Here is a 22,452-nt window from a genome sequence, read left to right on the forward strand (position 1 = left end):
GTCCGATGCCCCGACGCAACCGCTACCTGATCGCCCTGCTGTTGTCGATTCTGGTATCGGCCCTGTTCGGCTACCTGTGGCGCGACGCCCCGCCAACCCCGCCGACCTTGCCAGCACACAGCTACGCCAAGGCGCTGCGCCAGGCCCACGACGGCCAACCCGGTGCCGCACGGGTGCTGTACCAGCAATTGCAACGTACCGACCTGCCTGCGATCCGCCGTGCGGCGCTGTACGCCGAGTTGCCCAACTACCCCTCGCCGCAGGCATTGAAACTGGCCCGCCAGGACCTGGAACATGCCGAGCCGCTGGTGCGTCGAGCGGCCATTGCCAGTATCCGCCGCCTGTTACCGCCAGCACAGCGCAGCCTGGTACTCGGCCCGCTGCTGGACGACAGTGAGCAAAGCGTGCGTTTTGCCGCCGTGGATGCCCTGCTGGGCCTCGATCCCGACGCCATCGGCCTCTATTTCGGCCCCCTGCAGTCAGCCCTGGAGCAATACCAGCAAGCCCTCGAGCAACAGCCTGAAGATGCCGACGCCCAAGTGCACCTGGCGCGGCTGTACCTGCACGAAAACGACTACACGCACGCTGCTGTGGCCTTGCAACGTGCGCTCGCGGTTGCCCCAGGCAACCTCGATGCCCTGGCGACTCAGGTACGCCTGCTCGAGCGCCAGGGCCACCACGACGCCTCCCGCCAGGTGCTGGGCAAAGCCCTGGCGCTGAGCCCCGACTCGGCCTTTCTGCAGTATGAGCTAGGGCTTTGGCTGAAGCGCCACGAACAGCGCGAGTATGCCTTGCTGGCCCTGTCCCGCGCCGTCGAACTGGACCCGGACAACGCCGATTACCGTTACACCCTGGCGGTCACCCTGCATGAGCTGGACCAGCTCGACGCCGCCCAGAAGCAACTGGAAACCGTGCTCAATCGCCAACCAGCCAATCGCCGGGCGCGGGTGCTGCTGATCCAGTACTGGAAAGAGTCCGGCCAACTGCAGAACGTGCAAGTATCGCTCGCCGAGCTGGAGCGCCAGAACCCGGACGACCCTGCGCTGCAACAGGGCCTGTAGGCAGTGCCTGGATTCAGTTGAACCCTGAGCCTGTGCCAGGGTCCAGTGGGTATCAGGCCACCCTAAAGGAGAGTCGTTTTGGCCAGTTCGTTGGCGCTGGATGAACGTGCCTTGATCCTCGCACCGCCACAACTGGCGGCGGATACCTCACGTCTGCTGACTTCCGCCGGCATCAACAGCCTCTGCGCGGTCGACCTGGCCAACCTGCAGGCGCGTCTGACCGAAGGTGCAGGCTTGGCGATCATTGCCGAGCAGGTGTTCAGCCAAGGCCCAAGCGCCTTGCTGCAGGCATTCATCGACCAGCAACCGAGCTGGTCGGATTTGCCCATCGTGCTGCTGACCCAGGGCGCCTGGTCGGCCGCTGGCGTGAATCACCATCCAGTGGGCAATCTGCTCTGGCTGGTTACGCCCTACCAAAATGCCCAGTTGCTGCACATGACCCATTCCGCGCTGCGCAACCGGCGGCGACAGTACGTTACACGTGATCAACTCCATGGCCTGCAGCAGCGCCTGGACAGCCGGCCTTCAACGCCGGAAGAAGAGCAGGACCGCGGTGAATTCGCCCGCTGCCAGGCACGCAAGATGGAGGCCATCGGCCAACTGGCCGGCGGCGTGGCGCATGACTTCAACAACCTGCTCACCAGCATCAGCGGCAGCTTTGAACTTATCCAGCGGCGGCTGAGCCAAGGCCGCGGCGAGGGACTGGATGGCGTTCTGTGCATGGGCCGCGAGGCCGTTTCACGCGCCGCCCGCCTGACCCACCGCCTGCTTGCCTTCTCTTCCCGCCAATCGCTGCACAGCCAACGTATAGACCTGCCTACCTTGCTCAAGACAGAGCGCCTCGAAGCTTGCCTGAGCCCGTCGATAACCCTGCAAGTGCAAGCGGCCAAAGACCTGTGGCCTGTGGAGGCGGATGACCAGCAGTTGCAAGAAGCCCTCGGCAACCTGCTGCTCAATGCCAGCGAGGCCATGCCCAACGGTGGCCTGCTGCGCATCAAGGCGAACAATCATCACATCGCCACCGAGCAAACTGCTGACGGCGCTTTGCGCACTGGCGACTATGTGCGACTGCGAATCACCGACAACGGCCAAGGCATGGCGCAAAGCACGCTGGAGCACGCCTTCGAACCGTTCTTCAGCACCAAGGCGACCGGCCAGGGCATTGGCCTGGGGTTGTCGATGGTGTACGGCTTCAGCAAGCAGTCCCATGGGCATATCACCCTCAGCAGCGAGATTGGCCAGGGAACCCAGGTGGAGCTGTATTTGCCACGCCATGTCGACCAGGCCCTGCCATCCAGCGAGCCTGTGCCGCCAAGGCAAGATGGCTGCAGCCGACAGGTGCTGATTGTCGAGGACGATCCCCATGTGCGCCAACTGCTCTGCCAGGCGCTGTGCGAAAACGGCTTCCCCTGCCAAAGCGCAGCCGACGCCAGCGAGGGACTGAAGGTGCTGCGCTCGGCACAACCGGTGGATTTGCTGATCACCGATGTCGGCTTGCCCGGCATGAACGGCCGGCAACTGGCAGAAATTGCCCGCAGCCTGCGGCCTCGATTACCGGTGCTGTTCATCACCGGTTACGCGGAAACGGCCATGGCCCGCGAAGGCTTCCTGGGCGCAGGCATGCACCTGATCTGCAAGCCCTTCGAGTTGCAGCAGTTGCAGGCGCGAGTGACACAGATTCTAGGCAAGCCTTGAAGCGCCTTACGCGTCAAGCATGCGTAGCGCCTCATCGGCAAGCAGCGCCAGCGAAAACGGCTTGTTCAACAATGCCGTGCCCGGCTGATCGAGCAATTGCGCTTCAATGGACTGATCCGCATAACCGGTGATGAACAGAATTTTCTGCTGTGCAAGCTGCATGCGCATGGCCTTCGCCACTTGCCGGCCACTGAACCCACCCGGCAAACCGATATCGGTTATGACCAGATCGAAAGGGCCGCCATGGCGGAAGCGCTCCAGTGCGCTATTGGCATCGCCCACATCCGTGACGTCAAACCCACGCTCAGTCAGGTACTCGCGCATGACCGCGCGCAGATCAAGCTCGTCATCCACCAGCAGCAGGCGCTTGCCAAGTGCCATGCGCTGCGAAAGCGGTACCGGCACGGGCTCATCCGGAACCGGCTCATGGCACCTGGGGAAAAGCATGGACACCTTGGTGCCCTGCTCTGGCGCCGACTCGATCCAGGCATACCCGCCCGACTGACGGACGAAGCCATATACCATCGACAGACCAAGCCCGGCCCCACGCCCGAGAGGTTTGGTTGTGTAAAACGGTTCGAAAGCCCGGGCGATATCCGCCGCGGCCATGCCATGGCCATCATCCTCGACATGCAAGGCCACATAGTCGCCTGGCGGCAAGCCACCTTCATCCGGGAAAAAGGCGGTCAGCCGTTCGTTGACGCTGCTGATGGTGACATTGCCCTGTTCCAGGCACGCTTCACGCGCATTGGCACACAAGTGGATCAAGGCATTCTCTAGCTGGGGTACGTCCAGGCTCACTGCCCAAGGTGCAACGTCCAGTTGCCAGTGCAAACGCATCTCTGCCCCCAGCGCCCGCAGCAACAGGGGTTCGCTCAGACGTAACTGCCGATTGAAGTCCAGTGGCCGAGGGGCCAATGGCTGATGGCGGGAAAATGCGATCAACCGATGGGTCAGGTCCATGGCACGCTGCACCGAGTCGCGCGCAACGTCCACGTAGGCCTCCACACGCTCCAGCCGCCCCTCCTGCAGGCGCCGCTGCAGCAGTTCGAGGCTGCCACCGATACCGGACAGCAAGTTGTTCATTTCATGGCCCATGCCGCCCGCCAACTGGCCAACCACCTCCATACGCTCACTGTTGTGCATCAGCGCCTCTGCCTGACGCGCAGCCTCTTCACGGTCTGCGGTGATGTCCCGGCCAACCGCCGTCAGCAGGCTGCCGTCAAACCGCGCACTCCAGCGAAACCAGTGATAGTGACCATCGCGGTGTCGCAGGCGGATCTCCAGCTGCTCCGCGTGGCTGCATTGGAACAGCCCGGACACTGCCAATCGTACTTCGGTACGCTCTGTCGGGTGCACCAGCTCCATCACCGACATCGCCTGCACCTGCTCTTGTGTCCAGCCCAGAATGCGGTACCAGGCCGGGTTGGCAGCATGCAGTTTCAATTCAGGGGTGAGCATCATCATCGCTTCACGCGACAGCAACCAGAACTGCTCTCGCTCGGCCACATGCTGCTCAACCTGGCGTTCAAAGCTCTGCATCTGATCACGCCAATGGCGGTGTGCCTCGACGCTGGCCGTGGTCTCGATCACCGTGTGCAGAAACCCTGCCACGTTACCGAGCTCATCGTGCAGGGGGGCATAACCGAATGCGCACCATAGCGGTTCGGCGCCTTCATTGCGGACGATACGCAGGGGTGGGTCCTCGACAAAATTCGACTGGCCCTCCAGTGCCTTGAAGACCCAAGGTCCCACTGCAGGCCAGATATCACTCCACAGGGTATCGAACGCCATGCCCAGCGCATCCGGCAATGCCCGCAACGCCCGGTAGCCATCGTTATGCACTACACACAGGTCGGGCCCCCAGACCACCGCGCACGGGAAGGGTGACAAATGCATCATGTCCACGGCAATGCGCAACGAAGCAGGCCAGCGCGACAATGGCCCAAGCGAGGTACGCCACCAGTCGAACTGGGAAATCCGCTCCCCCATCGGCTCGATCAATGGCAAAACAGGCGACTGCAGGATGACCTGCGGCGCGGGCTCGCGTGAATTACCGTTAGCGACCAATATCGTGACTCCAGCAATGCTCAGGGTTGACCACAGCGCCGCCAAGCCTGGCACGCTCGCCCGGGGATGGGTTCAAGTTAGCACAGCACGTCCCGAACACCATGGCGGACTTGCTGGTGGCAGCTATGCTATTTAGGTTTTCCCTCGGGCCAGGGAGCACCGGCCCATTCAGGTTGCCGACGGGAGCAAGGGTCATGAGCAAGAAAATTCTGGTGGTGTTGACCAATACAGCGAAGTATCCAACCCTCAAACGGGCGACCGGGTTGTGGCTGGGTGAAGCCGTTCACTTTGTCGAGAAAGTCGAAAAGGCCGGCTACACGGTCGACTATGTCAGCCCACAGGGCGGTTACGTTCCCGTCGACCCGCACAGCCTGCAGATGGCCCCGGACCTGGACTGGCAGTGGTACGACGACAAGCGCTTCATGACGCGCCTTGGCAGTACCTTGGCCCCAGGGCAGGTGAAGGCTGACGAATACAGCGTCATCTATTACACCGGTGGGCATGGGGTGATGTATGACTTCGCAGACAACCATGCTCTGCAGGAACTGGCACGCAAAATCTACGAAAAAGGTGGCATTGTCGCAGCAGTCTGTCACGGCGTTGTCGGCCTGCTGAACATCAAGCTGAGTAACAACTGCCTGCTTCTCAAAGACCGCAAGGTGACCGGCTTTTCCAACATAGAGGAAAAACTGGCCGAACTGGACGACAAAGTGCCGTTCCTGACGGAGAACGAACTTGTAGCTCGCGGCGGTGAGTACAGCAAACATGATGAGCCGTGGAAGCCGTACGTGGTCGACGATGATAGGCTGATCACCGGGCAGAACCCCGCTTCCACTGCCTTGCTGGCCGAGGCAGTGCTGAAAAAGCTCAAGGGCACTTAGCTACATCAAGGCGCTCGATTTCCTACCGCTTCAACTGCAGCCGGACTACAGCAGCCCGGAAAGCAAATACATAGGCTCAGGGCTCAGCTGTTCACCACGGACAGTTTCAGAGCGGAGAACTATTAGCCTATGTCGAAAATCATGCACGCGGGGCGCAGCATGGTGGAGCTGCTGCTGCTCATTGCAGTGGCGCTGGTGCCTGTGGTTTCCGGTTTGCTGGTGATGGCTTTCCAGCTGGAAGCGAAACTTGCGGAAAACGCCAGCATTTCCGTTCAGGAGGCGGTTTTCAGTGTCGACAATGCACTGGACAGAATGCACGAGACGGCCCTGCGCACCCTGCCATTTGCAGGGGAATCTTGCGATAACGTCAAAAGTGCCTTGCAGGACCAGGTTGCCATTCGCTCCATGGTCAGGTCGCTGACCTTGCTCAAAGACAATCAACCCTACTGCAGCACGGCTTCAGGTTCGCTGGAGCATTATTCATCATTCGCGTCGTCCGGCCAGCGGGTCGCGCTGTCCTACGGCCCCCCTGACACGCGCCAGAAGCTGCTGGTCGACTTTCACCAGAAGGGCAAAAGCCATAGCATCATCGTGACAGCCTATGCCATGCAAGTTCGCAATGAACTGGATGGCTTTCTGGATGGGCTGACACTGCTGGTTGAATTTGGCGACCGCTACATATGGAGCAATGGTGACAGCCGTGACCTTGAGCGCCCTTCACAGTCCGAATTCTTTACAAGCGCCATGTCGGCCAAGTATGGATACACGGTCAAAGGTGGCTACCCAGAGGGTTTCACCGCTCAGGAAATCCGCCAGTCGGTGCTGCAGATCGTCCCCTCGCTGATGCTGGTGGGGATCGTGACCGGCTCGATCGTCTACCTGGCCCTGTTCAGGGCACGTGCCAACAGACGGGGTACCGCCGCCGAACAAACATGACGACGACGGTACTCCAGGGGCGGTCAGTCTGTGCTCAGCACGCCGCGGCGTACCTGGTCACGCTCGATGGATTCGAACAGTGCCTTGAAGTTGCCCTCACCGAAGCCATCGTCACCTTTGCGCTGGATGAACTCGAAGAAAACCGGGCCAAGCAGGGTTTCCGAGAAAATCTGCAGCAGCAGGCGCTTGTCTTCGGGCTGCGAGGCACCATCGAGCAGGATGCCACGGGCTTGCAGTTGGTCGACCGGCTCACCATGGCCAGGCAGGCGCTCTTCGAGCATTTCGTAGTAGGTTTGCGGTGGCGCGGTCATGAAGCGCATGCCCAACCCCTTCAGCGCATCCCAGGTCTTGAGCAGGTCATCGGTCAGGAAGGCCACGTGCTGGATACCTTCACCGTTGAACTGCATCAGGAACTCTTCGATCTGCCCTGCGCCCTTGGAGGACTCTTCGTTGAGCGGGATGCGGATCATGCCATCAGGCGCAGTCATGGCCTTGGAGGTCAGGCCAGTGTATTCGCCCTTGATGTCGAAGTAGCGGATTTCACGGAAGTTGAACAGCTTCTCGTAGAACCCGGCCCAGTAGGCCATACGCCCACGGTAGACGTTATGGGTGAGGTGGTCGATGATTTTCAGGCCGGCCCCTACCGGGTTACGATCCACGCCTTCGATGAAGTTGAAGTCGATGTCGTAGATTGAACTGCCTTCCTCGAAGCGGTCGATCAGATAGAGCGGTGCCCCCCCGATACCCTTGATCGCCGGCAGGCGCAATTCCATCGGGCCGGTTTCGATTTCTACCGGCTGGGCGCCCAGTTCCAGGGCGCGGGCATAGGCCTCATGGGCATTGCGCACGCGAAAAGCCATGCCACATACCGACGGGCCGTGTTCAGCGGCAAAGTACGAAGCGATGCTTTTGGGTTCATTGTTCAGGATCAGGTTGATGCCACCCTGGCGATACAGGTGCACATCCTTGGAGCGGTGGGTGGCCACTTTGGTGAAACCCAGTATCTGGAATACAGGCTCAAGTACGCCAGGGGTCGGCGAAGCCAGTTCGATGAACTCGAAACCCATCAGGCCCATTGGATTGTCGAAGATATCAGCCATGTTCGTGTCCTCATCTGCTGCGAAAATTATAGATTGCGTAGGATGTGGCACAGAAACGGCGGTGAGCACGGGATACCGCGCACGCTGCGGGCGAGGAAGTCACCTATGATCAGCTTGAACCCATGGTATGTCATATGGACCCATTCTCGGCGGGCTTGATCCTTCGGACGTGAAGGACCTTATTGTTGTATTCGTAAATCGATTCTACATTGCGTAAAATGGTTTGTCGCGTTTTAGTTGCTCGTACGCGGCGACAAACGGCTATCCTCTCGTTTTACGCCATGATAGTCAGGTCAGCATGCCCCTTACCGCCAAACGCCGCGCCGCACTCAGCTGGCGCACGCTCTTGCCTTGGGTCGTCGGCCTGCTGCCGGTCATGTGCGGCCTGGCCGTGATGAACTGGCAGGTCGAACGTGAAATGCAGGCCAGCAGCCACGCCACCACCCGCCAGGCGTTGGAACACGTCGAACACATCCTCGACAACCTGTCCCATGCCGCCAATTCGCTACTTCCTCTGACTGACAGTTCATGCGAGCAGGCCCAGCTTATGCTAAGGGCCCAGGTTACCCGCAATGCCTTCGTGCGCTCGACCAACCTGTTCAGGCACAACACCCTTTATTGCACCTCGCTGTTCGGCGAGTTCGAAGAACCGGTCAATCCTGGCGATTACGTCGACGGCAAGTTATGGCTGATGGACGGCAACTCGGTTACGCCGGGCCACCCGCTGCTGGTCTACCGTGCCAGCGACGGCGACCACGGTGCAATCACCACGGTGGATGGCGACCACCTGCTGACAGCACTGCGCCTGATCGGCCCCGATGAAGAACTGCAAATCCGCGTGGGCGACGCCTGGATGGGCAAGGACGGCGTGGTCCACAAAGGCGTCTCCCCTGCTGCCGCCAGTGCCAACGTGCTGTTAGGCTCGACGCGTTACCCTTTCAGCGTGCAGGGCGGCTACAGTGCCGACAAGCAAGGCCAACTGTTACGCAGCCACTACCCTGGCCTGTTCAGTCTGCTGCTGGTACTGGGTGCCCTGGCGGCGCTGGCATGCCGCTGGCAGATTCGCCGCGCCACCTCACCGCGTGCCGAACTGGACCGTGCCCTGCAGGCCGATGAATTCCTGCCGTATTTTCAGCCAGTGGTGCGCAAGGGCGATTACCGCTGGGCCGGTGCGGAAGTGCTGATGCGCTGGCACCACCCACGAGAAGGCCTGGTTCGCCCCGACCTGTTCATCCCCTATGCCGAACACAGCGGGCAGATTGTCGCCATGACCCGCGCGCTGCTGACACATACCGCGCAAAGCCTGGCGCCCTATGCCGGCTTGTTGGAAGACGGCTTCCATATTGGTGTCAACATCACCGCTGACCACTGCCGCGACCTCAGCCTGCTGGATGACTGCCGTACGTTCCTGCAGCACTTTCCGCCCGGCCGGGTGGTGCTGACCCTGGAACTGACAGAGCGCAAGCTGATCGAGCCTACGCCGGTCACCCTTGAGTTGTTCGAAAACCTGCATGCCATGGGCGTGATGATTGCCCTCGACGATTTCGGCACCGGCCAGTCGAGCCTCAACTACCTGCGGCAATTCAAGGTCGACTACCTGAAGATCGACCAGAGCTTCGTTGCCATGATCGGTGCCGATGCGCTGTCAGTGCACATACTCGAGACCATCATCGAGCTGTCGGGAAAGCTGGACCTGGGCATCGTTGCCGAGGGAGTGGAAACCGACATGCAGCGCGACTACCTGGCCGCGCACGGGGTGGACTTCCAGCAGGGTTACCTGTTCGCCAGGCCCATGCCGGCCGCCCAGTTCCTCGAAGCTCTGGCCACTCGCCCGGGTGCAACGCAGTTGCCGCAAGATGCGCCCCCTGAGATCATGCGCAGTTGATCAACCCGCTCAATTCCCGTATTCGAGGCATTCGTGTCAAAAGGCATTGTTTCATCGGTCATGGCGTCCTGCCTGTTCGCTGTGATGTACTTCTATACCTCCCTGCTCAAGCCACTCGATGGCGAAGAAATCTTTGGCTGGCGCACCCTGCTGACACTGCCCTGCCTCACCTTGTTCATGCTTGTCTCGAAAGACTGGAAGCGGGTGGGCGAACTGATGGGCCGGGTAAAACGCACGCCGGTGCTGTTGCTCGGCATGGTCGGCACGTCCTGGCTGATGGGGGTGCAACTGTGGCTGTTTCTCTGGGCGCCTCTGCATGGGCGCAGCCTGGAAGTGTCGATGGGTTACTTCCTGCTGCCACTGGCCATGGTTCTGACCGGGCGGCTGGTCTATGGCGAGCGCCTGTCACGCCTGCAGACGGTAGCCGTGGCCTGCGCCGCACTGGGCGTGGGCCACGAGCTTTACCAAAATGGCAGTTTTGCCTGGGAAACCCTGCTGGTAACGATCGGCTACCCGGTCTACTTCGTGCTGCGCCGACGCTGCCGCACCGACCACCTGGGCGGCCTGTGGTGCGACATGTGCCTGCTGCTGCCGTGGGCGCTGTACTTCGTGATCCAGAGCCCACTTTCCAGCGCTGACCTGCAAGCACACCCCGGGCTGTATGTGTTGGTCCCGATCCTTGGCGCGATCAGCGCTTCGGCGCTTATTGCCTACGTGCTGGCCAGCCGCATGCTGCCATTCAGCCTGTTCGGTCTGCTCAGCTACGTCGAACCCGTGCTGCTGGTGGGCGTGGCGTTGCTGCTGGGCGAAACCATCGGCCCGGATCAGTGGCTGACCTACCTGCCAATCTGGGCCGCAGTACTGGTGCTGGTGCTTGAGGGCTTCAAGCACCTGCTACGTCAGCGTCGCCGTTCGGTGTAAGCCGAACCTGGCGTACCCGTCGCTCTTCAACCGCCTCCACGGTCAGCATCCAGCCATTCCAGGCTAGCCGGTCACCGACCATCGGCAGGCGGTCGAGCAAGCTCATCACCAGGCCCGCAAGGGTCTGGTAATCCTCGGTAGCACGGGCGCTGAAGCCAGTACGCGCCTGCACCTGGCTGAGGTTCAGCGCACCACTGACAACAAAGCCTTCCCCCTCCTGAACGATGCCCGGGCCTTCGACTTCACTGGCATCCGGCAGCTCACCGGCAATCGACTCAAGGATGTCGGTCATGGTCAACAGCCCGGTGAAGTCACCGAACTCGTTGACCACGAAGGCAATGTGGGTCGATTGACCGCGCATTTGCTCCAGGGCATTGAGGATGCTGAAGCTCTCCAACAGGTTCAACGGCGCCCGGGCCATGCTTTCCAGGTCGGGCTGGCTGCCCGAGAGCAGTTCTTTCAGCAGTTCCTTCTTGTGCACAAAGCCCAAGGGCTCGTCCACGCGACCATCGCGGATCAGCGGCAGGCGCGAGTACGGCGAATTGGCCAGGGCCTGGGCAATGGCGTCGGCCGGTTGCGCCAGGTCGATCACATCAACCTCGGCACGGGCTGTCATCACCGTACGAATCGGCCGCTCGGCCAGGTTCAGCACGCCGCTGATCATGACCCGCTCACGGCGGTCGAACAGCACCTGTTCCCCGCCGCCCTCGACCAGGTCGGCAATCTCCTCGCCAACCTCGTCAGCCTCGACCCGGCGGCCGCCCAGCAGGCGCAGCACGGCATGGGCAGTGCGTTCGCGCAACGGCCGATGCTGTTGCAAGCTGCGCTTGCGGCGGGCACGGACCAGCTGGTTGAACAGCTCGATCAGGATCGAGAAGCCGATGGCCGCGTACAGGTAGCCTTTGGGGATATGGAAGCCCAGGCCTTCGGCGGTGAGGCTGAAACCGATCATCATCAGGAAGCCCAGGCACAGCATGATCACCGTGGGGTGGGCGTTGACGAAGCGGGTCAGTGGCTTGCTGGCAACGATCATGATACCGATCGAGAAGATCACCGCGATCATCATCACGGACAACTCATCGACCATGCCGACCGCCGTGATCACGGCATCCAGCGAGAATACCGCGTCCAGTACCACGATCTGGGCAACGATCGGCCAGAACGCGGCATGGCGCAGCGTGCCGCTGGCCTGGGTCACGTGACCTTCCAGGCGTTCATGCAGCTCCATGGTGGCCTTGAACAGCAGGAACACACCACCGAACAGCATGATCAGGTCACGGCCAGAGAAGCTCTTGCCGAACACTTCGAACAGCGGTGCGGTCAGGGTGACCATCCACGAAATGCTGGCCAATAGGCCCAGGCGCATGATGAGCGCCAGGCTCAGGCCAATGACCCGCGCGCGGTCGCGCTGATGGGGCGGCAACTTGTCAGCGAGAATGGCAATGAACACCAGGTTGTCGATACCCAGCACCAGCTCCAGGACGATAAGCGTCAACAGGCCTAGCCAGGCCGTGGGGTCGGCTAGCCATTCCATTAGCGGGTACTCACGAGGGGCACGTCACAAGGACGGGAGAAGGATGGCCAGAAAGGCCGAAGACTGGGGGGCTCCGCGAAGGTGCTCATATAGACCTTGATAACAAATTGGGAGAACGATGCTACAAGCACAGCAGGTTTCTGTAGTAGCGCAAAACTATTACAAAACCTGTAACAACCCTGCATCGCCATTAGCCCTGCAGGGGCGAGTCGTGCGCAGGTACTTTTGTTCAATACATCAGAACGCCGGCCACGCGAGGATAACGCCTCCCCAACCACGCGGATCTTCCTCATGAGCCTATACCTGTCCATGGCCGCCTTCGCCCTTGCGGCCTCGATCTCCCCCGGCCCGGTCAACATCGTCGCCCTTGGCAGCGGTGCCCGCCATGGCCTGCGCGCCAGCGTTGCACATGTGGCCGGCGCCACGCTGGGGTTCTGTCTGTTGCTGGTGCTGGTCGGGCTGGGCCTGCATCAACTGCTGTTGCGCTGGCCCTTGCTGGGCCTGATGTTGCACTGGGGCGGTGTGGCGTTTCTGCTGTACATGGCGTGGAAGCTGGCCAGTGACGACGGTAACCTGAACAACGCACAGCCTACCCAAGCCCCTTCAGCCTGGCACGGCGCAGCGATGCAGTGGCTGAACCCCAAAGCCTGGTTGGCAGCCGTTGCCGGGGTGGGTGCCTACACCGGCGGTGAACAGCACTTGCTGTGGCTGTTTACCTGGATCTACGGGCCGATCTGTTTCATCTCGGTGGCCTGCTGGGCCTGGGCCGGCAGCGTGATTCGCCAGTACCTGGACAACCCACGTCACCTGCGCATGCTCAATCGGAGCCTGGCCGTGTTACTGGTCGCCAGCGCGGTTTACCTGATCCTTTAAGGCTTGCACGGCTCCTGCAGGAGCGCCCAGGCTAGCGACGGCATTTCTGTAATGCCCCGGTGTCGCCGCCAGGTGCTGTTTGAATGCCCGCTGCAGGTGTGCCTGATCAGCGAACCCGGCCTCCTGTGCAACTTCAGCAATTGAGCGGCCCTGGCGCAACTGCGCCCGGGCCAGTTGCACGCGCTGGTCTAGCAGGTAGCCATGCGGCGTCAGGCCGAAGCGTTGGCGAAAGGCACGAATCAGGTAGGAACGGGACAGGCCACAGGCCCCGCAGATGTCCTCGAGGCTAAGCGGGTCACTGCGATGGGCGCGTATGAACGCTGCCGCTGCATCCAGCCGTGGATTGCCCTCGCCACCCTCGCTGGCATTACCGCCAAGCATGCCCGGCAACTCGTGAAACAGGGCCACCAGGCGGGCTTCGCGATCAGGCAGCCTGGCATCGAACAGGTCGGCAAAGGCCTGCAACAGCCGCCCATACAACACAGGCGAGCGGCTCCAGGTCTGCGTGGGCAGGGTAAAACCCACTGCCTGCAACCAAGGCTGATCGACAAACAGCATCAGGTAAGACCAGGGTTCCCCGGCAACAGGGTTGCAGGTATGCACCACGCCTGGATTCATCAACACCGTGGTACCCGCCCCAACCTCAACGCACTGGTCACTGTTGATGTAAGTGCTACGTCCCCCCGTGATCACCCCGATGGAGAAACTCTCGTGGGAGTGCGCGGCGTAGCACACCTTGCGCCCGTCCCCTACCCGTCGGGCTTCAACGAACGGCAAGGCAGGGTCGCGCCAAAACCGTGATACCTCGATCATCCTCTACTGCCCTGCCTGCCGCTGATCCATGCACGGATACTACACATTTATCGAGGGAACAGATCCAGCGTGCGCTCCACCTCGTCAATATCGATCCGGAAACCATCGCCGTCCGGCAGGCCTACCACAAAGCCGAAATGCTGGTGATCACGATCCGTCAGGTATTTGTAGTAACTGACAAAACGGTTCGGCGGCTGCAAAGTCAGCAGGCAGCCTCCAGCCTGCAGCACATTCACGCCATGCACCAACTGGCTACCCTCCACCCCGATGACCACTTTAGCCCCGGCGCAGGCCGCGACAATACTCGGTACATCGGACTTCAGCGGGTTGACGATGCGAAAACCGCGGGTCGTGCGCAGGTGTTCGGCAAGCTCCAGCTCGTTGCGCAACAGGCGCAGGTCACCATCACCGCCCCGCAACAGGAAAACCCCCGGGTGCTGCGTGTGCGTCACATGCGACAGCAGCTTGTCACCCATGGCTCGGTAGCGAGCATGCCGGCTGCGGTTGTTGCTCTGGTCATCGAACAGCACCAGCTCACGGAAGAACGCACTGCGCAGGCGCAAAGGCTTCATGTCCAGCCTGTCTTCATAGGCCGGTGCCTGGGTGAACAGCGGATACCTGGCAGAGGGGGCGGTGGTCACCGGGATGCCCTCGTTGCAGGCCAGCGCATAGGTCGGGCAATCTTCCATCAGCCAGGTGCCGAACCAGGTATTACCGTTTAGCGTGCAGTAGATCGCAGCGCGGTCGATTTCATGGTCGATGAGGATGGTCGGGAAGGTACTCGGCTTCTGTGACAGCCAGTGGCTGGCCTTGCCCTTGTACAATGCCCCATCGACCAGCCATACATCCTTGATCAGGTAGCCGCGGGTTGGTCCTTGCAACGTGTGGACACCTCCCGCCATGGTCTGCGCCGGGTGCACGTAGGGGTAAAACCGCTTGCCTTCCCAGCCCGTCACCCGCTCCAGCTGGCCAGGCAGGAAAATGGCCGGCGGCGAAACCGTGGCTTCGCCCGGGGCAATGTCCCAACTTTTGGTGGCGACGCTCTTGAGATCGATCGCCGATTTGCCGCCCAGCCGTTTGCGCGCCATGTATCGGTAGGCGGCCAAGGTCCAGCTGTGTTGCCTGCCTGCGGGCGATGCACTGAACTGCGAGATGTCGCTTCCCATGAAGCGTTCCCCCTGATGACGAAGACTGGAGCCCGGCGCCCGGCGCCAGATCAAAGCATCCCTGGCAGTTACTCAACTACTCGTGACTCTTTCCATGGTGGGCGGTGACTGCAAGCTGGCGTAACGGCTGCGCAATGTTTCCACAAACGGTTCGCCTGCCCCGCTGCCTCCGTAGAGATAAATCTTGTGCAGGCCACCAAACACCATTTCGTGATAGCGGCTGGCAACTTCCTCATCGCTTGGGCCATCGGGGAGCCCCAGATGCAACGTCAGCTTGTCGCCTTCGACCGCGAACATCGGCGTGTCCCACAGGAACTTTGCCGTACCGGTCTTGGGCAGGCGGACAAACAGGTACGCATGGTTACCCAGCGAATCGATATCACCACCGCGGCGGCGCTTCCACTTCAGCAGGCCGTCGTCCGGGCGCGCCAGACACAGGCCGATGTCGTAATAATCGAAGCCCTGTTCCAGTGCCCATTCAAGCGCCATGAAAGTGGTGATCGAATTCACCTCGCGCAATTTCTTCGCATCGGAAAACACCGCCTCGCAATAGCCAAAGCGCAACGTGCTCCAGTAACGCTTGCCGCCGCGTACCACTTCACACCCCAGGTGGCAGCCGATCACCTCATCGCCCAGCATGATCAAGTCAAGCCGGCCGACACTCTTGGCAATACGGAACACCTCTTCGGTAGGAAACTGCGCGGCATGAATGCCCTGCCGGGCCGAAGCATAAGGGCGCAGCAGATCCCGGTCGGCCATGGCGATTTCTTCGTCCGAAAGGGCTTGGCGCATGTGATAAAGCGGCCGGTTCTTGCGAATGCTGCGCCGCAGTTCGCTGTCGTAGCGGGCAGTGATGTCTTCCAGTGGGCGCCCCAGCGGCACCACGGCGCTCAGGTAGTGGGGGACTGACAGCGACCCCGACGTGGGCATTTCGCTGATGACCACGACGTGGCTGGCAGCCGCCGTGGCACTTGCACCGTCCACGATCGATGCGCTGCCCTGGCCCTTGCCACCGATCAGCAGCTTGGCCATTTCCCGTTGCTGCTTGCGGCCGATGTAGAGGATTTCGTACGGGCTCTCCTGTTGCGGGCGGAACCTGGCGACTTCCCAACGCCAGAGACAGGCACGCGCCAACATTTCTCGCATTTTGCTGGCCAGCAGCCTGATTTCGTAGCGCAGGGAGGGCGACAGGAGCTTGCGCGCCACAGTCGTCAAGGTCTTTTTCATTTCTTCTTCGGCGTCCTTTGAAGTGCACTGTTGGCCAATCGGAACAAGAGAAAAAACCCGGCAAAAAAACTTAACACTCTGATTTTTATTGTTTTACTTGAAACTTTACTATCACATTCAGTAACAATTTAAGATGCCTGCAAACGCTTTGGCAAGCGGCTTCTGGCTGACTTTTAATCAAGTTTCATGGCGTCAAATTCCCCGCATCAAACCAATGCTCAACACAACTTTTGCTATAACCATGCCCATCAAGCGTCCGCTGGCTACTTCGCTATCAATGAGTAAACTTTGATGCCTACTTTGCATCAACGCCTTTCAGTTCGCTGACTGCTTGCCGGGTAGGCATTGGCGGCCATGTTGAACCAGACTGGTGTTTTTCCGGCAGCCAGTGCATGCTCGTAGCTGAAACGATTCAACTGACTTGAAAACCGCCCTTTGATGTGAGGTGCAGTACCCATGGACCGTTTGCTCGATTCACTCTTCCCCAGCGCCGAGAACATCCCGGACACCTGGCGCCTGGGAGCCCCACTGGAACAACGCGATTACCTGGTCAACGGTGAGCTCAGGCGCTGGGACGGCCCGTTGGCCACGGTGCGCAGCCCGGTGTGGCTCAAGCAAGGCGACGAGGAGCATCAGGTCATACTGGGCAGCGCCCCGCTGCTGGATGCCGAGACCGCGCTTACCGCCCTCGATGCCGCCGTGCAGGCCTATGACAAAGGCCGTGGCGCCTGGCCGAACATGCGCGTGGCCGAGCGTATCCAGCATGTGGAATCCTTCCTTGCCCGTATGCGTGAACAGCGCCAGGCCGTGGTCAAGCTGCTGATGTGGGAGATCGGCAAGAACCTGAAGGATTCGGAGAAGGAATTCGACCGCACCTGCGACTACATCGTCGACACCATCAACGCCCTCAAGGACCTGGACCGCCGCTCCAGCCGCTTCGAGCTGGAACAAGGCACCCTCGGCCAGATCCGTCGCGCCCCGCTGGGCGTGGCCCTGTGCATGGGGCCCTACAACTACCCGCTGAACGAGACCTTTACCACGCTCATCCCGGCGCTGATCATGGGCAACACCGTGGTGTTCAAGCCGGCCAAGTTCGGCGTACTGCTGATCCGCCCCTTGCTCGAAGCGTTCCGCGACAGCTTCCCGGCAGGCGTGATCAATGTCATCTATGGACGCGGCCGGGAAACGGTTAGCGCGCTGATGGCCAGCGGCAAGGTCGATGTATTCGCCTTCATCGGCACCCACAAGGCCGCCAGCGACCTGAAAAAACTGCACCCACGCCCGCATCGTCTGCGCGCCGCACTGGGCCTGGACGCCAAGAACCCGGGCATCGTGCTGCCCCAGGTCGACCTCGACAACGCTGTCGAAGAGGCCGTCACCGGCGCGTTGTCGTTCAACGGCCAGCGCTGCACGGCACTGAAGATCCTGTTCGTGCACGAGGATGTGGTCGAGGCCTTCCTCGACAAGTTTCAGCACAAATTGGCGGCGCTCAAGCCCGGCATGCCGTGGGAACCTGGCGTGGCGCTGACACCGTTGCCCGAGCCTGGCAAGGTCGACTACCTCGATGGCCTGGTTGCCGATGCGACGGCCAAGGGCGCGCGCGTGCTCAACGAAAATGGCGGGCACAGCCGCGGCTCATTCTTCTACCCGGCCTTGCTGTACCCGGTCAGCCGGGAAATGCGCGTGTACCACGAAGAGCAGTTCGGCCCGCTGGTACCGGTGGTGCCCTACCGCGACCTGCAGACAGTGATCGACTATGTGCTGGACTCCGACTACGGCCAGCAACTGAGCCTGTTCGGCAACGACCCGGCCACCATCGGCAGCCTCGTCGACATCTTCGCCAACCAGGTCGGGCGCATCAACATCAATGCTCAGTGCCAACGCGGCCCTGACACCTACCCGTTCAACGGCCGCAAGAACAGCGCCGAGGGCACGCTCTCGGTGGATGACGCTTTGCGTGTGTTCTCCATCCGGACGCTGGTCGCCACGCGCTTCCAGGAGGCCAACAAAGCGCTGATCAGCGAGATCATTCGCAACCGCCAGTCGAGCTTCCTGACCACCGACTACATCTTCTGACCGCCGCGCTTATAGACAATCGATCTAGCATCACTGTCGATTTTCCATCTGGGCGAACGACTCTAAGCAACAGGGCGCCTTTCGGCGCCCATTGCACAGGAGAGTCGAACATGGCAGTCAAACCTATTCCCGAAGGCCAGCACAGCATCACGCCCTACCTGGCCATCAACGACGCCGCCAAGGCCATCGAGTTTTACAAGCAAGCCTTTGGGGCGGTGGAAATGTTCCGCCTCGATGCCCCGGGCGGTCGCGTTGGCCATGCCGAACTGAAAATCGGCGATTCGTCGCTGATGCTGGGCGACCCCTGCGACATGGAAGGCGGCCTCACCGCCAGCCAGAAGCTCAACGGTGCGGGTGTTGGCCTGCACTTGTATGTTGAAGACTGCGACAAGGTCTACGCCCAGGCCCTGGCCGCCGGGGGCATCCAGTTACATCCCTTGACCGACCAATTTTACGGTGACCGCAGCGGCACCCTGAAAGATCCGTTTGGCAACATCTGGTTCGTGTCCACCCACAAAGAGGACCTGACGCCCGATCAGATTCGCGCCCGTGCCGCGAAGATGTTCGGCGGTAGCAAAGCGGCGAGTTGAAAGCCGCGCGACTTTGCTTGAAGCTTGAGGCTCGTAGCTTGGAGCTGCTTCATGCGAATCATCGACAAAACCGCCACCCAGGTGCGCAGCCTGACCCCCGCTGAAGAGGAACTGCTGGTCGGCTTTGCCACCGGCAGCCTCGCCGGCCCGCGCCTGCTACAGGCCAACCAGCTACTGATGAACGTGCGCAACGCCAACCAGTGGCTGGCTTGTGACTGCCGCAACGATGCCTTGCCGGTGCTCAATGTCACTCTCAACGGCAGCACCGGCACACTTTTCCTCAAGAACAACCCGGGCACCGCCGAGCACGCGCCTGGCTGCCCGTTCACCAAGGACGAGCGGGAAGCCGCCGAACGTGAAAACGACCCCGCCCCACCCGCCGCCTGGCTGCCACCCGATACACCCTTGCGCCTGATCAGCGACTTCCGTGCTGGCACGGCCGGTGGCGCCGGCGATGGCAACGACAGACGCGAACAGCAGCGCCTGCTGTCACTGCTGCTGACCTGGATTGAAACCAGCGGGCTCAACCTTTACGCCACCCACCTGAAGAAAGACCTGACCACACAGTTTGCCGAGTTGCGCAGCGTGGCCAGCCGCTATCCGCTGCTGGAGCGGGTGCCCGCCAGCAACTACCTGGAAACCCGCCTGGACATGAAGCACATGATGATGCTCAAGTCCCGCCTGCGCGAAGCTTCTGTGTTCGGCAACCATCGCCGCCACGGCCTGCTGCTGGACTGCGTCGACCAGATCAAAGGGCGCAAGTTGTTCAACAACCGCAGCGAGGACGGCTTCGACTTCCAGGGGCATCACCTGTACTGGGGCGGGAGCCGCACCACCGGGCCGTTGCTGGCGCTGATGATCTACTCGCCGACCAGCGCCGGTAGCCATTTCTATGAGCTGATCCATGTGGCCAGTGTGCCCGTGCTGTCGCGCGCGCACTTGTTCCCGGTGTACCGCGATGAAGAACGCGAGCCGCTCAAGGCATTGGTGTCGCTGATCGACTGGATGGCCAGTAAAGGGGTGAAAGTGCAGATGCGTCGCCCCGTGATCGGTGGGCAGGTGATGGATGAACTGGTGCTGACCTCGGACCAGGACCGGGTGTTGTCAGTGTCGCTGCTGGAACAGCCCATCGGCCCCGAGCCGGATACCGAGAACTTCAAGCGCTACGCCGACTTCAAAAGCCTGGAAACATTCCGCAAGTTCGTTGCCGGCTTTTTCATGCGCGAGCGTTGAAACCCACTCGCTGGCTCGCGCAGTCCCCTGCAGGAATCGCCCTGCCCTTTGGGCGGGGCGGTCACGCAGCGAACACAGGCGGCAAGCAGCTAGACACGCTTGCATTGGCCACACAGGCGCGTCAGCCCAGGAACAGCTTGTACGCCGGGTTGTCAGTCTCGTCCCAGTACCGATATCCCATCTCGTCCAGCGTCACCGGCAAGCCCGCCAACTCGTCCTCTGGCACTTCCAAAGCAGCGAACACCCGCGCCTGCGCCGCACCATGGTTGCGGTAATGGAACAGGCTGATGTTCCAACGCTTGCCCAACCGCTCCAGAAACCCCAGCAACGCCCCTGGCCGTTCGGGGAACTCGAAGCGCAGTACCCGCTCATCAGCCCCTGACGCGGCATGCCCACCCACGGTATGGCGCACATGCAGCTTGGCCAGCTCATTGTCGGTCAGGTCCAGCACGCTGTACCCCTGCTCCCGCAAGCTGGCCAGCAACTGCTCACGGGGGTCATGCACCGGGTGGGTCTGCACGCCCACGAACAGGCGCGCCTCCTTGCCGGGGTAGAAGCGGTAGTTGAATTCTGTGATCTGCCGCTTGCCCAGTGCCTGGCAAAAGGCCCGGAAGCTGCCCGGCTGTTCCGGAATTGTCACAGCGATGATCGCCTCGCGCTGCTCGCCCAACTCGGCCCGCTCGGCCACATGGCGCAAGCGGTCGAAATTGACGTTGGCCCCGGAGTCGATGGCCACCAGGGTCTGTCCCTGCACACCTTCACGCGCCACGTACTTCTTGATACCGGCCACGGCCAAGGCCCCGGACGGCTCGGTGATCGAACGGGTGTCGTCGTAGATATCCTTGATCGCCGCGCACAGTTCGTCACTGCTCACCGTCACCACCTCGTCGACGAAGTGGCGGCACAGCTCGAAGCAATGGGCGCCGATCTGCGCCACCGCCACACCATCGGCAAAGGTGCCGACCTGCGGCAGGATCACGCGTTCGCCGACGGCCATGGCAGCCTGCAGGCAGTTGGAATCCACCGGTTCGACGCCGATCACCTTCACGTCAGGGCGCAGGTACTTCACGTAGGCGGCGATACCGGCGATCAAGCCGCCACCGCCCACGGGCACAAAGATAGCGTCCAGCGCCCCCGGGCGCTGACGTAGGATTTCCATGGCCACGGTACCCTGCCCGGCGATCACATCCGGGTCATCGAACGGTGGCACGAAGGTCGCGCCTTCGCTGTCGGCCAGCTTCAGTGCGTGGGCCAGCGCATGGGGGAAGCTATCGCCATGCAGCACCACATGCCCGCCGCGCGAACGCACGCCTTCCACTTTCAACGATGGCGTGGTGGTGGGCATGACGATGGTTGCCTTCATACCCAGATGCGATGCGGCCAAGGCCACGCCCTGGGCATGGTTGCCCGCCGAAGCGGTGATCACCCCGCGCTCACGCTGCACATCAGTCAGTCGCGACAGGCGGGTGTAGGCCCCCCGGATCTTGAACGAAAACGTAGGCTGCAGGTCTTCGCGCTTGAGCAACACCTGGTTGCCCAGGGCAGCAGACAAGGCCGGGGCCGGTTGCAGGGGCGTTTCAATGGCCAGGTCGTACACCGGCGCCGCAAGAATGCGCCGCACCTGCTCCGACAGCAATTGCTGGGGGGTGACGGTAGTACGAGGGACACTGAAACTGGTCATCGATGACTCCTTGGCTATTTTTACGTTGCCCAGGAGTCAGAGAGAAAAAACCCGCCTCCAGGGCGGGTTCGGTGCACGTACGCGCTAGCCCGCCAAGCTGATAATGGCGGTAATAATAATGGCGTTCACGTGCGGGAATGTATTCATGGGGTAGGAACCTAGCCTGCCTCGCAGCCGAAAGTCAACACTTGGCCTGCTGCGCCGAAAGCGGCACATCGAACACCTTGTCGAAGCCCCACTGGAAGACAAAGGCGTAAACGAAGAAGAACACGAACAACGCCAGGTTGGTCAGCAGTGCGGCCCACAGGCTCACGTCCAGCCAGTACGCCACCAGCGGCAACAGGATCACCACCAGCCCACCCTCGAAGCCCAGCGCATGCAGCAGGCGCCGCAGGAAAGTGCGCTCACGTTTGGGCTGGCGCGCTTCCCAACGTTCGAATGCCCAGTTGTAACCCATGTTCCAGCTCATCGCGATGCCTGACATGAGCACCGACAGCACGGTCGACTGCGCCATGCCGGCGCCGAACGCCAGCTCCAGTGCGGGCGCCACGCAGGCGACGGCGATGGCCTCATAGAGAATGGCCTGGACGATCTTGCGGGCCTTACCTTGCATGTTCAGCTCCCTGAATGAACGACCTGTAAAGCTACAAGATGCAGCCCGCAAGAAACAGCCCGAAATTTGGACAATCCCGCATTCGGCTGCTTGTATC

At 61.3% G+C, this 22,452-nt stretch carries 18 protein-coding genes; 10 read left to right on the top strand and 8 right to left on the bottom strand.

The window, feature by feature from the left end:
* The first annotated feature begins 5 nt into the window (after nt 1-5).
* Complete coding sequence (locus QYE47_RS23940) at nt 6-1,061, top strand: tetratricopeptide repeat protein (protein WP_014590825.1); 1,056 nt, start codon at nt 6-8, stop codon at nt 1,059-1,061.
* Between the two features lie 78 nt (nt 1,062-1,139).
* The gene (locus QYE47_RS23945; protein ID WP_014590824.1) at nt 1,140-2,756 is read left to right on the top strand and encodes a response regulator; all 1,617 of its coding nucleotides are present in this window, start codon (nt 1,140-1,142) and stop codon (nt 2,754-2,756) included.
* Nucleotides 2,757-2,762: 6 nt separating this feature from the next.
* Here the strand turns inward: QYE47_RS23945 and QYE47_RS23950 are convergent, their stop codons facing one another.
* Complete coding sequence (locus QYE47_RS23950; RefSeq protein ID WP_026031871.1) at nt 2,763-4,826, bottom strand: PAS domain-containing sensor histidine kinase; 2,064 nt, start codon at nt 4,824-4,826, stop codon at nt 2,763-2,765.
* A 194-nt stretch (nt 4,827-5,020) separates the two neighbouring features.
* Here QYE47_RS23950 and QYE47_RS23955 point away from each other — a divergent pair, with 194 nt between their 5' ends.
* Together QYE47_RS23955 and QYE47_RS23960 are read left to right on the top strand one after the other, a co-directional pair.
* Nucleotides 5,021-5,707, top strand: a complete 687-nt coding sequence (locus QYE47_RS23955; RefSeq protein WP_014590822.1) for a type 1 glutamine amidotransferase domain-containing protein — start codon at nt 5,021-5,023, stop codon at nt 5,705-5,707.
* A gap of 129 nt (nt 5,708-5,836) precedes the next feature.
* Nucleotides 5,837-6,643, top strand: a complete 807-nt coding sequence (locus tag QYE47_RS23960; protein WP_014590821.1) for a CSS-motif domain-containing protein — start codon at nt 5,837-5,839, stop codon at nt 6,641-6,643.
* 23 nt (nt 6,644-6,666) lie between these two features.
* On the opposite strand, the gene hppD is transcribed toward QYE47_RS23960, so the two are convergent.
* A complete protein-coding gene (gene hppD, locus QYE47_RS23965) occupies nt 6,667-7,743 on the bottom strand; it encodes a 4-hydroxyphenylpyruvate dioxygenase (protein WP_003253865.1) in 1,077 nt (358 codons plus the stop codon).
* A 298-nt stretch (nt 7,744-8,041) separates the two neighbouring features.
* Between hppD and QYE47_RS23970 the strand changes: the two genes are divergently transcribed.
* Nucleotides 8,042-9,628 (top strand): EAL domain-containing protein, encoded by a 1,587-nt coding sequence (locus tag QYE47_RS23970; RefSeq protein ID WP_014590820.1) that lies wholly within the window; start codon nt 8,042-8,044, stop codon nt 9,626-9,628.
* A 33-nt stretch (nt 9,629-9,661) separates the two neighbouring features.
* Nucleotides 9,662-10,549, top strand: coding sequence for an EamA family transporter RarD (gene rarD / locus QYE47_RS23975; protein ID WP_003253870.1), 888 nt, complete (start codon nt 9,662-9,664; stop codon nt 10,547-10,549).
* Here the strand turns inward: rarD and QYE47_RS23980 are convergent.
* A complete protein-coding gene (locus QYE47_RS23980; protein ID WP_070383947.1) occupies nt 10,512-12,083 on the bottom strand; it encodes a TerC family protein in 1,572 nt (523 codons plus the stop codon). The genes rarD and QYE47_RS23980 overlap by 38 nt on opposite strands.
* A gap of 291 nt (nt 12,084-12,374) precedes the next feature.
* Here QYE47_RS23980 and QYE47_RS23985 point away from each other — a divergent pair, with 291 nt between their 5' ends.
* Nucleotides 12,375-12,956, top strand: a complete 582-nt coding sequence (locus tag QYE47_RS23985; RefSeq protein ID WP_014590819.1) for a LysE family translocator — start codon at nt 12,375-12,377, stop codon at nt 12,954-12,956.
* Here the strand turns inward: QYE47_RS23985 and QYE47_RS23990 are convergent.
* From QYE47_RS23990 to QYE47_RS24000, 3 genes are all read right to left on the bottom strand, one after another.
* On the bottom strand, nt 12,921-13,769 hold the full coding sequence (locus QYE47_RS23990) for an AraC family transcriptional regulator (protein WP_019437515.1): 849 nt from the start codon (nt 13,767-13,769) through the stop codon (nt 12,921-12,923). The two genes, QYE47_RS23985 and QYE47_RS23990, sit on opposite strands and share 36 nt — an antisense overlap.
* A 47-nt stretch (nt 13,770-13,816) precedes the next feature.
* Nucleotides 13,817-14,935, bottom strand: a complete 1,119-nt coding sequence (locus tag QYE47_RS23995) for a glycosyltransferase 61 family protein (RefSeq protein WP_070383948.1) — start codon at nt 14,933-14,935, stop codon at nt 13,817-13,819.
* Nucleotides 14,936-15,007: 72 nt separating this feature from the next.
* Nucleotides 15,008-16,162 (bottom strand): hypothetical protein, encoded by a 1,155-nt coding sequence (locus QYE47_RS24000; RefSeq protein WP_019437513.1) that lies wholly within the window; start codon nt 16,160-16,162, stop codon nt 15,008-15,010.
* Between the two features lie 456 nt (nt 16,163-16,618).
* On the opposite strand from QYE47_RS24000, the gene QYE47_RS24005 reads away from it, so the two are divergent.
* The 3 genes from QYE47_RS24005 (at nt 16,619) to QYE47_RS24015 (ending at nt 20,061) form a co-directional block, all read left to right on the top strand.
* On the top strand, nt 16,619-18,238 hold the full coding sequence (locus QYE47_RS24005; RefSeq protein WP_014590815.1) for an NADP-dependent glyceraldehyde-3-phosphate dehydrogenase: 1,620 nt from the start codon (nt 16,619-16,621) through the stop codon (nt 18,236-18,238).
* A 110-nt stretch (nt 18,239-18,348) separates the two neighbouring features.
* A complete protein-coding gene (locus tag QYE47_RS24010; RefSeq protein ID WP_014590814.1) occupies nt 18,349-18,828 on the top strand; it encodes a VOC family protein in 480 nt (159 codons plus the stop codon).
* Nucleotides 18,829-18,879: 51 nt separating this feature from the next.
* A complete protein-coding gene (locus QYE47_RS24015) occupies nt 18,880-20,061 on the top strand; it encodes a hypothetical protein (RefSeq protein ID WP_014590813.1) in 1,182 nt (393 codons plus the stop codon).
* A 121-nt stretch (nt 20,062-20,182) separates the two neighbouring features.
* Here QYE47_RS24015 and ilvA read toward each other — a convergent pair whose 3' ends face one another.
* Nucleotides 20,183-21,742: a threonine ammonia-lyase, biosynthetic gene (gene ilvA / locus QYE47_RS24020; RefSeq protein WP_081343607.1), complete on the bottom strand. Its 1,560-nt coding sequence runs from the start codon at nt 21,740-21,742 to the stop codon at nt 20,183-20,185.
* Between the two features lie 181 nt (nt 21,743-21,923).
* Nucleotides 21,924-22,355, bottom strand: a complete 432-nt coding sequence (locus QYE47_RS24025; protein ID WP_019437510.1) for a PACE efflux transporter — start codon at nt 22,353-22,355, stop codon at nt 21,924-21,926.
* Nucleotides 22,356-22,452: the final 97 nt, after the last annotated feature.

The sequence above is a fragment of the Pseudomonas sp. 2,4-D genome (genome assembly GCF_030418155.1).
In the GTDB taxonomy this organism is placed as follows: Bacteria; Pseudomonadota; Gammaproteobacteria; order Pseudomonadales; family Pseudomonadaceae; genus Aquipseudomonas; species Aquipseudomonas alloputida.